Origin of the sequence: Streptomyces sp. NPDC006335 (assembly GCF_040612795.1) — a bacterium.
GTDB lineage: Bacteria > Actinomycetota > Actinomycetes > Streptomycetales > Streptomycetaceae > Streptomyces.
The window spans coordinates 264,363-279,597 of the sequence record NZ_JBEXQX010000003.1; the positions used below are offsets into that span (position 1 = coordinate 264,363).

At 71.7% G+C, this 15,235-nt stretch carries 11 protein-coding genes; all 11 read right to left on the reverse strand.

The genetic code is table 11. The features are described from left to right. Positions 1 to 75: 75 nt before the first annotated feature. Complete coding sequence (locus ABZ098_RS11960) at positions 76 to 159, reverse strand: putative leader peptide (RefSeq protein ID WP_349817346.1); 84 nt, start codon at positions 157 to 159, stop codon at positions 76 to 78. 127 nt (positions 160 to 286) lie between these two features. Beyond that, positions 287 to 859 carry a GNAT family N-acetyltransferase gene (locus tag ABZ098_RS11965; RefSeq protein WP_356589810.1) on the reverse strand — a complete coding sequence of 191 codons (573 nt, stop codon included), beginning with the start codon at positions 857 to 859 and terminating at the stop codon, positions 287 to 289. A 17-nt stretch (positions 860 to 876) separates the two neighbouring features. After that, entirely contained in the window at positions 877 to 2,172 is a 1,296-nt protein-coding gene (locus ABZ098_RS11970; protein ID WP_356589812.1) for a hypothetical protein, read from the reverse strand. Positions 2,173 to 2,325: 153 nt separating this feature from the next. After that, positions 2,326 to 3,576 carry a GAF domain-containing protein gene (locus ABZ098_RS11975; protein WP_356589814.1) on the reverse strand — a complete coding sequence of 417 codons (1,251 nt, stop codon included), beginning with the start codon at positions 3,574 to 3,576 and terminating at the stop codon, positions 2,326 to 2,328. Positions 3,577 to 3,859: 283 nt separating this feature from the next. Continuing rightward, the gene (locus ABZ098_RS11980; RefSeq protein ID WP_356589816.1) at positions 3,860 to 5,494 is read right to left on the reverse strand and encodes an acyl-CoA dehydrogenase family protein; all 1,635 of its coding nucleotides are present in this window, start codon (positions 5,492 to 5,494) and stop codon (positions 3,860 to 3,862) included. Between the two features lie 387 nt (positions 5,495 to 5,881). Further along, entirely contained in the window at positions 5,882 to 6,865 is a 984-nt protein-coding gene (sbnA, locus tag ABZ098_RS11985) for a 2,3-diaminopropionate biosynthesis protein SbnA (RefSeq protein ID WP_356589818.1), read from the reverse strand. A gap of 30 nt (positions 6,866 to 6,895) precedes the next feature. Then, complete coding sequence (gene sbnB, locus ABZ098_RS11990) at positions 6,896 to 7,927, reverse strand: 2,3-diaminopropionate biosynthesis protein SbnB (protein ID WP_356589820.1); 1,032 nt, start codon at positions 7,925 to 7,927, stop codon at positions 6,896 to 6,898. Further along, on the reverse strand, positions 7,924 to 8,910 hold the full coding sequence (locus tag ABZ098_RS11995; RefSeq protein WP_356589822.1) for a TauD/TfdA family dioxygenase: 987 nt from the start codon (positions 8,908 to 8,910) through the stop codon (positions 7,924 to 7,926). Before ABZ098_RS11995 ends, sbnB begins: the two co-directional genes overlap by 4 nt. Before the next feature lie 13 nt (positions 8,911 to 8,923). Next, positions 8,924 to 11,011, reverse strand: a complete 2,088-nt coding sequence (locus ABZ098_RS12000; protein ID WP_356589824.1) for a non-ribosomal peptide synthetase — start codon at positions 11,009 to 11,011, stop codon at positions 8,924 to 8,926. 35 nt (positions 11,012 to 11,046) lie between these two features. Then, the gene (locus tag ABZ098_RS12005) at positions 11,047 to 13,515 is read right to left on the reverse strand and encodes a Pls/PosA family non-ribosomal peptide synthetase (protein WP_356589826.1); all 2,469 of its coding nucleotides are present in this window, start codon (positions 13,513 to 13,515) and stop codon (positions 11,047 to 11,049) included. A 35-nt stretch (positions 13,516 to 13,550) separates the two neighbouring features. After that, positions 13,551 to 14,759: a heparan-alpha-glucosaminide N-acetyltransferase domain-containing protein gene (locus tag ABZ098_RS12010; RefSeq protein ID WP_356589828.1), complete on the reverse strand. Its 1,209-nt coding sequence runs from the start codon at positions 14,757 to 14,759 to the stop codon at positions 13,551 to 13,553. Between the last annotated feature and the right edge of the window lie 476 nt (positions 14,760 to 15,235).

The window sequence follows — 15,235 nt, forward strand, 5'->3', positions numbered from 1 at the left end:
GGGCGCATGGGTGGACCTGCGCGTCATTGCGCGGCAAAGAGAACGAGAGGATGTGTCGGGTGACGCTGCGGCTCGTCAGCGCACCGGACAGATGGCGCTGGACATGCGGCCGAGGTCGACGTGCCGCCGACTCACCAAGGCAATTCCAGTTCCAGACATGACGGAAGCGTGTCACGGCGATCTGGACACAGTCCAGCTTTATCCGCCATGTGGACACCCTTGTCTCGACAGGCGAGACCAGGGTGTCGTTGGTCACAAAGATCGCGAGCCCTCTTGTTCCCGCAGGTCAGGCCGGGTACGCCCCGGGCCAGGGACCGGGTGCGGGTACGTCCGCCTCCTCCTCGACCTTGGTGTCGAAGAGCTGGAAGCCGCGGCGCTGGTAGTTCTCCATCGCGTGCTCGCCGTCTTTGGAGCAGGTGTGCAGCCAGACCCGCTTGGTGTCCGTCAGCCCCGGCCAGCGGTCCGCGAGGTCCCAGGCGCGGGCGGTGCCGTAGGAGAGGAGGTGACCGCCGATCCGCCGGCCGCGGAAGGCCGGGATCAGGCCGAAGTAGACGATCTCCACCACGCCGTCGTCCTGGGGCTCCAGCTCGACGTATCCGGCGGGCGTGCCCTGCTCGTAGGCCACCCAGGTCTCCACGCCCGGCCGCTCCAGGTGCTCCCGCCACCGCGCGTACGTCCAGGAGAGCCGGTCGGTCCAGTGGATGTCACCGCCCACCGAGGCGTAGAGGAAGCGGCTGAACTCGGGGGAGGGGACCTCCGCGCGGCGGATGCGGACGTCGCCCTCCGGGGGTTCGGCCGGGAGGAGGTCGGTGGGGGCGGTCTGTTGCAGGGACCAGGTGGTCACGGCGATGTTCGGCATGCCGGTCAGGGAATCATCTACCCCAGAGATCTGTCGATCGAGGCCAGCGGCAGCGCGAACAGCACCCGGCCCGACTGGGACCACACGTCGCCCGTCTGTTCCCAGTACGACAGGGACTCCGCCTCCCCGCTCCAGCAGCTGCGGGTCTCGTCCGTGCCGCAGCGGGTGGCCTTCGCGGGGTTCGAGGTGTTCTGGCGCCACAGGGTGCCGTGGTCGCCCTCCGTCCCGGCCGCCCGGCCCAGGTACCACTGGCCGTCGTGCGACAGGACGGGCCCGGTGCCGGAGGCCTTCGTGACGTAGGCCTCGGCCACGCGCGCGTAGCCGCCGGTGTCGGTGGCCAGGAGGCCGGCCCGGCCGGGGTCGCCGCTGAAGTCGTAGCGCCACAGACGGGCGCCGGTGTCGTCGTCCCCGGAGGTCCACTCGCTCGCGACCAGGCTGTCCGGCGCGGTGCTGCGGTCCAGGGAGAGGTAGTCGGGGCGGGCGGCGCCCGGCTCGTCGGCCAGGCGGTAGGAGCCGACGGCGGGCAGGACCCACTGGGCGCCGTGCGCCGACCAGCCGCCGCGGACCCGGCCCACCGCACTGCTGTCGACGGTGGCCCGCTGGACGCGGTTCATGTCGTAGACGTACAGCGCGTCGCCACCGTCGCCGCTCGCGGTGACCAGCAGCTTGTTCTGGTACCAGACCATTCCCGAGACCTGGGAGACGAGGCCGCGGTAGTCGCGTCCGTCGTCGACCGGGACGGCGAGGAGGACCCAGGAGTAGGTGAGCTGGTTCAGGTCGTCGGCGTCCACGAAGGCGACCCGGGCCAGGCCCCCGCCGTCCGCCGCGGTGCCGGTGCGGCTCCACGCGGAGAGGATCACGCGGTGGGCGCCCCATAGGCCGTCGTCGTCGGCGTCCCCCGAGGTGGTGACCGCCCCGGCCCGCCAGGAGCGGGTGTCGGCGGCGTCGAAGCAGTAGGCGGCGGTGGCCGTCGGCTCCACGGGCAGCGCCGTGCGCTCACCGGCCGTGCAGTCGATCGCGTCGCGCAGCGGCCGGTCGGCGGAGTCGAGGACGGCCGAGACCCCGACGGGACGGCCCATCCCGGCGGAGAGCCGGTCGAGGGCGCGCTGCGGGAGGGCGGATTCCTTGAGGCGCAGCGGGGCGGTCTCGGTCTGCGAGGTGAGCGGCTTCAGTGTCCCGGGATTGGCGGCGACCGTGGCCTGTGAGGCGCTGATCATGGTGGCGGCGGCGGTCAGCGCGAGGGCGGTCCCTGCCAGGAAGGCGCGCAGCGCTTGGCCACGCTTCCGCCTGCGGTGTCTGCCACGTTGCTTCATACGTCCTCCCGAGGCGGGCCAACTGCGCCTGATGATCCGTACGTTGACCGAGGAGCAGGTGGGGTGGCCCGTAGAGGGATGCTACGGCAGTGCGGCACGACGGGGGGCGAAGATGCTGCAATTATGCGGAAGATGCACCATGACCGAGGGTTTTCACCCGGTCTCGGCGGCGGTGCGGGCCCCGAGCACGGCCGGGGCCGTGGAGTGCGGCAGCAGGTCGCCCGGGTCGCCCGGCAGCAGCACCTCGACCTCCGCGTCCTCGCAGAAACGATACGGCCGGTGGTCGAGGAACGCCCCGAGATACCGCCGTACCCGGGACATCTCCGCGCGCACGGTCACCGTGCGGCCCGGATCGCCGAACATGTCCTGCGCCAGTCCCGCCGCGCTGCGGCCCGCGGGGTGCAGGGCCAGCAGGTAGAGCAACTCGGCGTGCCGAGGGCTCAGTTCGTGACTCCACGTGCCCGCCCCGCCCGACACCGTCACCGTCCAGCGGCGCGGCTGCGCCAGGTCCAGCACGATCCGGGTGGCGCCCTGCGGCTCCGGTTCCTCGGTGGCGCGGACCAACCAGCCGCCGGCCAGCGGCTCCAGGGTGCACAGACCGAGCGCCGGCAGCCACCGGCGGCCCGGTGAGGGCGACTTGGGCAGCGCGATCCGGTTCGGACACGGCATTCCGGTGACCGCGGCCGTCCAGCCGTCCCGGTCCACCACCAGGGCCCGGCCGGTGAGCCGGGCGAGCACCGGCGCCGCCACGGCCCGCAGTCGCTCCAGCGAGGCCAGATGCATCTCGCGCAGCCGGCACTCGGCGAGCTTGGCCACCGAGTCGACCCAGGCGAGCGTCGCCGGATGCATGGTGTCCAGGGGGCCGCTGACGTCGACCACGCCGATCAGCCGGCCGTCGCGCGGGTCCTTGATGGGGGCGCCGGTGCAGGTCCAGGAGGTCTGGGAGCGCACGAAGTGCTCGGAGGCGAAGACCTGGACGGGGCGGCGCACCACCACCGGGGTGCCGATGCCGTTGGTGCCGACGACGTTCTCCCGCCAGTCGGCGCCGAGTTCGAAGCCGGTGCCGTCGGCCTTGCGCAGGACGGGGGAACTGCCCTCCCGCCACAGCACCCGGCCGTCGTCGTCGGCGACCACCATGATGTGGTGGGCGACGTCCGCGACCGACAACAGCCCCTCCCTCAGCACCGGCAGGACGTGCCTGAGCTGTGTGCCCTCCCGGCGCCGCTGCACCTCATCGGGGGGCAGCAGACCTGACCGGAAGTCGTGGTCCGGGTCCACGCCGCCGCGCAGCATACGGCTCCAGGACTCCTTGATCACGGGGCGCGGAGCGAGGGGTGCGCGCCGCCCGGACAGGGTGGCGGAGCGGATGTCGTTCAGTACCCGGGCCGCACGTGCCGTGTCCATGGTGCCCAGATGGGTCGCGTGCGTCGGCGAGAGCGGCACTGGTCCTCCCGGTCCCGGATCCGTTGACTGTCCGTCTCATAGTGCCGGTCGCGGCTCCGAGCGGCACACAGTCCACCCACAGACGCCAGGAAGTTGCAACCCCCTGCAACCCTGGTGGTGGGGTCCGGCTTGTTTGAAACTTGGGCGAACGCCGTCTCGCAGCGGCGTGTTTCGGCCTCCGAGGGCCGTAACGGGGGTGGTGCCGTGTCGGCGCAGCACCACCCCCGTTCTCATGTCCCCGGGCTCACTCCACGGGCCGCGCCCGCTCCACCACCGAGGCCAGGTCCAGGGTCGTGGGCAGCGTGCCGAAGGCCCTGCCGCTGTCGGCGCCCAGGCGGGACGCGCAGAAGGCGTCGGCCACCTCCGCGGGGGCGTACCGGACGAGCAGGGAGCCCTGGAGGACGAGCGCGAGCCGTTCCGTCAGGTGGCGGGCCCGGCCCTCGATGCCCTCCAGGTCGGCCAGTTCGGTGAAGAGGTTCTTCGTCGCCGCGTCCAGCCGGTGGTCGGCGCCCCGGGTTCGGCCAATCTCCAGGAGGTAGGCGTTCAGGGCCTGGGGCTCGCGTTGCAGGACCCTCAGGACGTCCAGGGCCTGGATGTTGCCCGCGCCCTCCCAGATCGAGTTCAGCGGTGATTCACGGACCAGGCGGGGCAGGCCCGACTCCTCCACGTAGCCGTTGCCGCCCAGGCATTCGGCGGCCTCGACCGTCAGCGGGGTGCAGCGTTTGGTGACCCAGTACTTGGCCGCCGGCACCGCGATCCTGAGGAAGGCCCGTTCCTGTTCGTCGTCCGTGTCGTAGGCGGCCGCCAGGCGCAGGGCGAGGGTGGTCGCGGCCTCGGACTCCAGGGCGAGGTCGGCGAGGACGTTGCGCATCAGCGGCTTGTCGACGAGCTTGCCGCCGAAGGCCTCGCGGTGCGTGCAGTGGTGGATCGCCTGGGCGACGGCCTGGCGCATCAGGCCCGCCGAGCCGAGGACGCAGTCCAGCCGGGTCGCCGCGACCATCTCGATGATGGTGCGGACCCCGCGACCCTCGTCGCCGACGCGGCGGGCCCAGGTCCGGTCGAACTCGACCTCGGCGGAGGCGTTGGAGCGGTTGCCGAGCTTGTCCTTGAGGCGCTGGAGGAGAAACGTGTTGCGGGTGCCGTCCTCCAGGACCCGGGGGACGAGGAAGCAGGTCAGTCCGCCCGGGGCCTGGGCGAGGACCAGGAAGCCGTCCGACATGGGGGCCGAGCAGAACCACTTGTGACCGGTGAGCTCGAAGGTCTCCCCGTCGGGCAGGGCCCGGGCGGTCGTCGTGTTCGTCCGGACGTCGCTTCCGCCCTGCTTCTCCGTCATCCCCATCCCGAACAGCGCCCCCGCCTTCAGGTGGGCGGGGCGCAGCTCGCGGTCGTAGACCATGGACGTCAGCCGCGGCTCCCACTCGGCGGCCAGGTCCGGATCGGTGCGCAGGACGGGGACGGCGGCGTGGGTCATCGACAGGGGGCAGCAGTTGCCCGCGTCGACCTGCGTCCACAGCAGGAAGGCCGCCGCGCGCCGTACGTGTCCGCCGGGGCGGGCCCAGGCCGCGGTCAGGCCCGCGGAGACGCCCTTGCCGAGCACCCGGTGCCAGGCCGGATGGAACTCGACCTCGTCGATACGATGGCCGTGGCGGTCGTGGGTGCGCAGCCGGGGCGGGTTCTCGTTGGCCTGCACGCCCCACTCCTGCACCTGCGCCGAGCCACAGGCCCGCCCGAGGGCGCCCAGCTCACCGTGGACCTCGTCGAGCAGGGCCGGATCGAGGTGCCGTTCGACGGCCTCCTTGAGCGCGCGGTCGGCGCCGTAGACGTCGTAGTCGATCAGAGGTGGGGGCTGGTTGGTCACGGTGTGCGTGGTGCCTGCCATGTTTGCGAAAGTACCCCGGGGCGGGGGGAGGGTCACCTCACGGACTCGGGGTGGGGGTGTCGGTCGCGCCTGCGGGGCGGGGGGCGCGGGTGTGGTCCTGTGCTCCCTTGGGGTACGGGTACGGCGCCCACCGGCTCCGCGCTCACGGGCATGGCGTCGCGTGGTCACGGGCCCGGCGCTCCACCGGCCCGGCGCTCCACCGGTTCGGTGCCTCACAGGCCCGGCGCTCAGGGGATCGGCGCTCATGGGCATGGCGTACACGGCCCTGTGCCCCACGGGCACGGAGCCCACGGGCGCAGCCCCCACCACCCCGGCGCCCCACGAACCCGGCACCCGACCCCCGGGGAAAGCGCGGGTCGGGCACCGTGGTGCTGTGGGGGTGGGGGCTCAGGCCAGGTGGGCCATCGCCTCCGCCGTCCGGTGGACCGGGTCCGCCTCGGGCACACCGTGCGGCCAGCCGGGGCGGTACACCGTGTCCAGGTAGCGTTCGCCGAGATCAGGGGCGATCGCGACCGCGGTGAGGCCGCGGCGGCCGTGGGCGGACAGCCACTGGTGGGCGCCGCTGACGACCGTGCCGGTGGAGCCGCCGAACAGGAAACCCCGGGCTGCCAGCCGGCGGCAGACCTGGAGGGTGTCCGGTTCCTCCACGAGGACCACGTCGTCGATGTACGACTTGTCGAGCAGCTGCGGCGGCACGCTCGTGCCGAGACCCGGGATCAGACGGACTCCGGGCGGCCCGCCGAAGGTGACCGAGCCGACGCTGTCGACGGCGACGATCCGTACCGGCCGCCGCCACTGCCAGAACCAGCGGGCGCAGCCCATCAGGGTCCCGGTGGTGCCGGCCCCGACGAACAGGACGTCCAGGTCCGGGAAGCGCCGCGCGATCTCCGGTGCCGTGGTGCGGTAGTGCGCCCGCCAGTTCCCCTGGTTGCTGTACTGGTTGAGCCACACGTACCGCTCGTCCGAGGCGCACAGCGCCCGCACGTACGCCAGCCGCGCCCCCAGGTACCCGTCGTGCAGGTCCGGTTCCCTGACCACGTGCACCCGGGTGCCGAGCGACTCCATCAGCCGGATCGTCGGCAGGTTGCACCGCGAGTCGGTCACGCACAGGAACCGGTAGCCCCGGCTCGCGGCGATCATGCTCAGGGCCACCCCCAGGTTCCCCGACGACGACTCGACCAGGACCGACCCGGGCCGCAGGGTGCCGTCGCGCTCGGCGGCGTTCACCATCTCGCGGGCCGCTTTCAGCTTGATGGACCCGGCGAAGTTGAAGCCCTCGCACTTCAGGAACAGCGGAAGCTCCAGCGCGGCCCGCAGGTCGACGTAGAGGTCTGACTCGTTGAACTCCGAAGGATCGGATATGACGGGCATGACGCCCCCCTCCTCATGCGCCAAGGTGATTCAGCCGTACCGGCGCAGCTCGTTGAAGAACCCGTCGACGACGTGCAGTTCGCCGCGCCGGGCCAGTTCGTCGTGGACGAACCGGCCGACGGCGAGGTCGAGCACTCCCAGTCCGAAGGGGGAGAACACCACCGTCCGGTCCGTCGGGACGGTCACCCGTCCGGTCAGCACGTCGTCCAGCGTGCCGTCGATGAAGTCCCGGCTCCCCGTGAGCTGTTCGGCCAGGTGCGGGGAGGTCTCGGCCTTGAGGCAGTGCTCGACGTCGTCGACGAAGTTGGCCGACGCGAGCAGGATCTCCGGGGCGAGGTCACGCAGGGACACGTGCAGGACCAGGGGGTGATGGCCGAACCACGACGGATCGTGGACGTGCGGTGTGCCGGCGACCGTGGCGAAGACGACCAGGTCGCTGGAGCGGATCAGGGATTCGGCCGTGTCGTGCACGGCCACCTTCCCCGGCGCGCCGGACCGCTCCAGGTAGCCGCGGAAACCGGAGGCGCTCTCGGCGGACAGATCGTGCACGCCCGTCTCCTCGAACTCCCAGCCGGTCGCGGTGAGATGGGTGTGGATGTAGCGGGCGATCAGCCCGGTGCCGATGAACCCGACCCGCGTCGGGCGGTCCCGGCCCGCGCTGAGCTTCCCTGCCGCCAGCGCCGCCGACGAAGCGGTGCGCGTGGCGCTGATGACCGAGCTCTCCAGGCACGCGAACGGGTAACCCGTGTCCGGGTCGTTGAGGATCAGCACCGCCGACGCGCGCGGCAGCCCGGACGTGATGTTCTCCGGGAAGCTGGACACCCACTTCAGGCCGTCCACCCGCAGCGGTCCGCCCAGTGAGGCGGGCAGGGCGATGATCCGGGACGAGGGACGGTCGGGGAAGCGCAGGAAGTACGACGGCGGGTTCACGGAGTCGCCCGCGCCGTGCAGCCGGTACACGTCCTCGACGAGGTCCGCGATCTCCCGCTCCCTGCCATGCAGGGCCTGTTGGACCTGTGCGCCGGTGACGAGCGCGAAGGACGGGGCGTCGAGGGTGCTCATACGCCGCTCACCTCGCCGTCGGCGCGCAGCACCGGGTCGCCGAGCGCGGCCAGCACCTCGCGCGGTCCCTCGAAGGGCTCACGGCCGTGTGCCGTACGGACGTTGTCGACGAGCAGGAGATCGCCGTCCTGCCACGGCTCGCGCACGGTGTGGGCGTCGTACACCTCGTTGATCGTCCGGACGACGTCCGCGTCGATGGGACTCCCGTCGCCGTAGCGGGTGTTGAAGGGAAGCCCGTCGGCGCCGTACATGTCCACCAGGTATTCGTGCACTTCGGGCTCCATGGTCCACTCGTTGAGGAACGCGATCTGGTTGAACCAGCAGGGCAGGCCCGAGCCCGGGTGCCTGAGCACCGCGCCGCGTCGCTGCCGGGTGTGCAGGGAGCCGTCGTCCTGCCAGGCGAACTCGACGGCGTGCCGGCGGCAGTAGCGCTCCACGGCGGCGCGGTCGTCCGTGCCGAAGGCCTCCTCGACGGACGCGCCGATCTCGTCGTGGTACGCCCGGGTCAGCAGCCAGCCCTCGCGCTCGAAGCGGGAGACCAGGTCGCGGGGCAGGGCCCGCAGCACCGCCGGGGCGTCGGCGAGCGCGGTCGCGCCACCGGACCCGGGCGCCTCCAGGCACGCGAACAGCAGCAGGCCCGGGAACTCCAGGCCGTAGCTGACCTCGTGGTGCATGCACATCTGATGGTTCGGCGGCCACTTGGTGGACGAGTACACGCCGTCCGCGTAGCGGCGCCGGGGCGCGAAGGGCTCACGGTCGGGCATCAGGCCGTCGGTCAGCCGCCGGAAGACCGCCGCGCTCGTCCCGGGGTCGGCGAGGCCCAGCCCGCGCACCAGGACACAGCCGTGGTCGAGGACGAGGGCGCGCAGCGGGTCACGGTGCTCGGCGGCCCAACTCTCCGCGTCGCCGGATGACGTGGCGTGCAGGACCGGCGGGGAGCCCGGGGCCAGATCCAGGTAGGGAAGGAGATTCGTGGAGGACATCTCGGGGTTCCTTTCAGCCGCGCCGGTCGAGCAGGTCCGCCAGGTCCGCGAGGACCGGGTGGCGGACGACGTCCTGGATGCTGACCGCCCGGTCCAGGGCGATCGCCAGACGCACGGCGGACAGGGAGCTGCCACCGCGGTCGAAGAAGTGGTCGAGGCGGCCGATCCGGTCGGCGGGCACGCCGAGCACCTCGGCCCAGGCGTCCGCCAGCCGCCGCTCGGCGTCCGTCACGGGCCCGTCCGCCGCACCGGCGTCGAGGTCCTCGGCGAGCGAGGTGAGCGTCCGGCGGTCGGTCTTGCCGTTGGCGGTCAGCGGCAGACGCTCCCGCCAGTGCACGACGGCGGGCACCATGTACGACGGCAGCGAGGCCGCCAGCCGTTCCCGCACCGTGTCCGCGGCCACCGGCTCGGGCCCGGCGCAGAACGCGGCGAGCTGGGTGCCCCGTACGACCACGACGGCCCCGTCACGCACCCCGTCCACCCGCAGCAGCGCGTTCTCGACCTCGCCGATCTCCACGCGGAACCCGCGGATCTTGACCTGGGTGTCCCGGCGGCCGAGGAACTCCAGTTTGCCGTCGGCCCGCCAGCGCCCCACGTCACCGCTGCGGTAGAGCCGTTCGCCGGGCCGGTACGGGTCCTCGGTGAAGGCGGCCGCGGTGCGCTCGGGGTCGTTGACGTACCCGCGCCCCACGCACACCCCGGAGAACACGATCTCGCCCGGCGCGCCCAGCGGCACGGGGACCAGGTCCTCGTCGACGACGTACACCCGCACATTGCGCACCGGCCGCCCGAGCGGCACCCGCTCGCCGTCCGGCACCCGGTCCATGACCTCGTGGTTGGTGTCGTCCGACGTCTCGGTGAGGCCGTAGGCGTTGGCCAGCCTGATCCCGGGCGCGGTGGCGAACCAGCGCTGCACCAGCTCCCGCTTCACCGCCTCGCCGGTCACCGACACACAGCGCAGGTCCTGCAGTTCGCGTGGCCGCTGTCCCAACTCGGCGAGCACGGCCTCCAGATACGAGGGGACGACCTGGAGCACGTTCACACGGCCCCGCACCACGGTGTCCACGAACCGCGGCATGTCCAGGATGGTGTCCTGGCCGACGATCAGGGTCCGCCCGCCGACGACCGGACCGGCGAGCAGCTGCCACAGGGAGATGTCGAAGCACTGCGGCGCGGTCTGCGCGACCACGTCGTCCTCGCCGATGCCCAGGTCCTCCACCTTGGCGAGGACGTGGTTGAGGAAACCGGCGTGCTCGCACATCGCGCCCTTGGGCTCACCGGTGGAGCCGGACGTGAAGTAGATGTAGGCCAGGTGGTGCGCCTCGACCGGGATCCCGAGATCGTCGCCCGCGTGGCCCTCGGCGTACACCGTCTCCACGAACAGCGGTTCGGCGGCCGTACCGGAGAGCGAGCCGGTGCTGCCCTCCTCGGTGACGAGGAACTCGCAGCCCGCCCGGAACAGCGTCCTCGCGACCCGCTCGGCCGGGAAGTGCGGCTCGATCGGCAGATACACCCCGCCCGCCTTGAGCACGCCCAGCACGGCGGCCATCCAGTCCAGGTTCCGTTCCATGACGACGGCGACGACGTCCTCGGCCGTCAGGCCGCGGGCCAGCAGTGCCCGACCGATCTGGTTGGCACGGGAGTTGAGCTCGGCGTACGTCCACCGCCGCTCGTCCCGCACGGCGGCCACGGCGTTCGGGTGCTTCTCGACCCGTTCCTCGAACAGCTCGTGCACCCGCCGGTCCGGGAGCTCGCGGACCGGCCCGGCCAACTCCTCCAACTGGTAGCGGAGTTCGTCCTCGGACAGCAGGCTCGGGCGGTCCGGGTGGGCGAGGGCGGTGAGGTGGTAGCCGGCCACGCGCGCGGCGGCGTCGGTGTCGAGGGCGCCGGTGCGGTAGCGCAGCCGCAGTTCGCCGTCGGTGACGGTGACGCGCAGGTCGGCGCGGTGAGTGCCGTCCGCCTCGCCGGAGAGGGCGGCCAGCACCCTGGTGTGGGCCGCGAGCAGCGCGGCGGGGTCGGTCGGTGTGCCGTCGGGCAGCGGGAGCGTGTACTCGGTGACGTCCGGTATCGGACCGGGCCGGTGGTGCGGAGCTGTTTCCATGACTTTCTTCCCCCTGTGTTCCTCGTTCGGACGGTTCAGGCGTGGCGCGGTGCCACCGCCGGATTCCCGCCCCAGTGCGCCCCCGCCGGCATCTCCTCGCCCTTCATCAGGAAGGCGTCGGCACCGAGCACGGCGCCGTCGCCCATCGAGACGCCGTAGTGGACCAGCGCGCCCGCCCCGAGGGTGCAGCCGTCGCCGATGACGATGTGGTCGGACTTGAAGGTGCCGTCCTCCTGGGAGTGGGCCTGCACCTTGGAGTGGGCGCCGAGCGTGCAGTCGTCGCCGATCGCGGTGAGTGTCCGCTCGGTGATGGCGACACCGTCGTCGAAGACCCGGCGACCGATCCGCACGCCCATGAGCCGCCAGACGACGTTCTTGAACGGCGTGCCGTTGAACACCTTGAGCTGTCCGTCGGGCACCTTCCACAGCCGCTCGTGCCACCAGAAGTACGGCTCGTAGATGGAGCACAACCGCGGCCGCAGCGACCGGAACCGGGTGATCAGCCGCTCCACCAGCACCCAGTAGCCGACGGTCACCGCGAGACCGGCCATCAGGCAGCCGCCGATCAGCGGGCCGCCGAGGGCGCTCCGGCCGCCGTAGAGGTCGACGGCCGCGAAGCCGAGCAGTGTCAGCAGGAACCAGTGCAGCCAGCGCAGGAACAGGAACAGGGCCATCGAGCGGGCGTTGTAGCGGTTCTTGGCGCTCAGGCGGCGGCGCAGTTCGTCGCCCTCGCGGAGGTGGTCGAAGCGGGTGTCGCGCTCCACCGTGCGTGGGATCTCGAACGGTGGCGAGCCCAACAGGCCGACACCTTCACGGAGTTCGCCGTCGAGCGGGACCAGCACCTTGGTGGCGAGCAGGCAGTTGTCCCCGGTGCGGCCGCCCACGGGATAGGCGATGTGGTTGCCGAGGAAGTTGTGCCCGCCGATCCTGACCCGCGAGACCCGGAACGAGGTGCTGGAGTACTCGGCGTTGAGGATCGACAGCCCGTCCGCGACCATCGTGCCGCTGCCGACGGTGGCCAGGTACGGCGTCTCGTGCGACACCTCGGTGCCGAAGTTCGAGCCGGTCTGCTCGACCTGCGAGAGGTCGTAGCCGATGGACCGCAGGTAGGGGACGATGTACGAGCTGTCCCCGCACAGCCATGTGAAGAACTTGATGTTGGTCATCCGGGCGATCGCGCGCTGCACCGAGTAGTGGAAGCCGTACAGCGGATAGACCCGGTCCGGGCGCAGGGCCAGGTTGAGCAGTCGGGGCAGCAGGGTGACGCCGACGAGGCCCACGAGGACCGAACCGGCGAAAAGCACCAGGGACAGGACGAGCGCCTGGGCGTAGAAGCCGGCCGACGCCAGTTCCTTCGCGTTCGGTTCGAGCAGCGGGTCCAGCGCGGGGACCAGGTCCAGCACCAGGTAGACGCCGCCGATGCCGAGCGGGACGTACACCAGCAGTGTCTGGAGGAGGGCCACGAGGGCGTAGCCGGCCCGGCGCGCGGCGGTGCAGCGCCTCGCCGGGACGCGGATGTGGTCGACGTCGGTGGGGCGGGCCGGGGAGCCGTGCCAGCGTTCGCCGGCGGGGACCGCGGCGCCGTCGTACAGGGCGGAGGAGTGGCCCAACTGCCCGCCGTCGCCGATGGACGTGCCGATGTCGAGGACGGTCTTCTCGCCCACGAACACGTCCCGGCCGAGGGTGACCGGGCCGGTGCGGATCCGGCCCGTGTGGGCCCGGTAGCCGAGGAACAGGGCGTCCTTGCGGATCACCGTGCCGGCGCCCACGGTCAGCAGGTCGGTGGCCACCGGCACCGAGTGGGACAGGATCGTGACGCCCGGGCCGATGCGGGCGCCGAGGGCCCGCAGGTACAGGACGTAGAGCGGGTTGCCCGTGAACAGGACCATCGGGTTGGCGTGCAGGAGCGCCTTGACCAGCCAGAAGCGGACGTAGGCCGCACCCCACACCGGGAACTCCGTCTCCTTCCACCGGCCGACCAGCACCCACTTCGCCACCACGGGCAGGGTGCACAGGGCGAGGAAGAGGGCGCCGCCGAAGACCAGCGAGCGCAGATAGACGGAGAGCAGGCCCTCGCCGCCGGATATCCAGGCGTACCCCTCGGCGGTGGCGACACCGGCGCCGAGGCAGTACGCGGCGAAGACGAGGAACTGCAGGAGCCCGCACAGCGCGTAGCGGGCGGTGCTGCCCGGTGGCGGGGGCGGCTCGGCCGGCCGCGCGGGGGCCGGTTCGGTGGCCGGGGCCTCGGCCAGGGCGGTCGCCAGGCCGCGGATCGTCGGATGGCCGTAGACGTCCCGCATCGACACCTGCGGCAGGTCGGCGCGCTTGCGCACCCGGGCGCAGAACTGTGCCATGACGAGGGAGTTGGCGCCCAGGTCGTCGAAGAAGTGGCTGTCGAGGGGTACTTGCTCCGTCTTCACGACCCCGGCCAGCACCTCGGCGAGGACCTGGGCGGTGCCGTCCACCGGGGCGACTGTCGTGATCTCGCCAGGATTTACCACCACTTGAGCTCCTAGATCATCACTTTTGGCCTTATGGACTATTCGGTGTGCCTGCTAAGTCGGGCCGGGCTCTCCACCGGTTCCGGGGGCCGGGGCGGTGTTACGGCCTCGCGACACCGCCGGGCCGCTCCTGCGACGACCGTTTCCAGCGGGCCACGCCCGACGTGCCGCCACGAGAGGGCGAAGAGGAGCGCTCCGGTGGTCATGACGGCGTAGAGGAGCTCGGGGGAGTCGGAGAGCGCACCGGTGGCGAGCAGGAGCACATGGGCGGCGTACAGGGTCAGCGGCATGCTGCCCGCCGCCGCGAGCGGCGTGAGCGCCCACGTGAGGCGGGTGCTCCTGGTCAGCAGCAGGGCGCCGCCGAGGATCGCCGCCGCCGAACCCAGGGTGAGGAGCATGTCGAAGGGGGTGGTCGCGTGCGGCGCGCGGGAGAGCAGCGCCCACCAGGTCTCGCCGTCCGGGCTGTCCCACAGGGCCTCGGCGCGGGAGGCGCCCGGGAACTCCGCGCTCCACAGGTGGCGCAGTCCGCCGTACCGGAACAGGACCAGGGAGGACGCCGGCCAGACGGCGGCCACGAGGGCGAGGCCGCCGCCGAGGAGGCGGGGTGCGGCCTTGCGTGACGTCAGGTCCAGTCGGCCGAGGGCGAGTCCGGCGCACAGATAGGCGGTGCACGCGAGCACCGGGTAGTCGCCGTGCACGAGCAGGTCGGACACCAGGCCGAGCGGATCGGTGACCACGTCCTGGAGCGTCGGATCGCCTTCGAACGCGGGCTCGGGCAGTACGCCCCGCAGCGCGTGGACGGCGAACGGGGCCGCGACGGCCAGGGACAGGGCCAGGCCCGCCAGGGCGCGCGGGCCGAGGCCCAGCAGCGGGATCGCGATCAGGAACAACAGGGCGTAGAACACCAGGATCACGTCCACGTCGAGGCCCGCCGCGCGCGAGGCGTACCCCAGCAGCAGTCCGATGAGCGCGATGACCCCGGCCCGCGCTGCCACCGCGACGGCCGCGGGCCGTCCGGTAGCCGGCCGACGGCCGCCGGTCGTGAAGGCCAGACCGAGCCCGGCGGTCACGGCGAACGTCGCCGAGGAACGACCGCCCGCGAACATCCAGGCGGGCGTGGGCGATCCGGCCTCGTCGAACGCACCGAACACGTGAACGGAGAACATTCCGAGCAGGGCGAGACCCCGGGCCACATCGACCCCCACGATGCGCGGCACGGCTTGGTTCGGCGCGTTCGGAGCAGGCATGAGAATTCTCCAGAGTGGGATACGGCGGAATATCGCCCGCTGTTCACCGCGCAGCGGAAAATCATGGAGAAGGACCCCCGTGGTTCCGGTGTTCCGGAAGAAAAGGAAGTGCCGTGAGGCACGGAACGGAATAAGAGAAGGAGCGGTTCTGTATGCGCCTGGAGTGACCACGAGACGGGGACGGGGTGGCCGGCTCGGGCCTTGGTCAGGGCCCTGAGAATGCAATCCGAATTGTTTCGACGGGCTCATGAACGGGTCAAGCCCGTTTCGGTCAATGGCGGTTTCCTGCCGGTCGGCCGATGACTGGTGGTATGACCTGTTCGTGCCGTTCGGTGGCGCCACCGGGGAACTCACTTCAGGGGCGGTGCATATGTCGCCCGCCATTCCGGTTGCGGAATCCACTACATTCGGCCAACGGGTTCATGACAGAAAAAGGGTTCGATTTTCTTCGCGATTTCCGCGGGATTGCCCGCCGT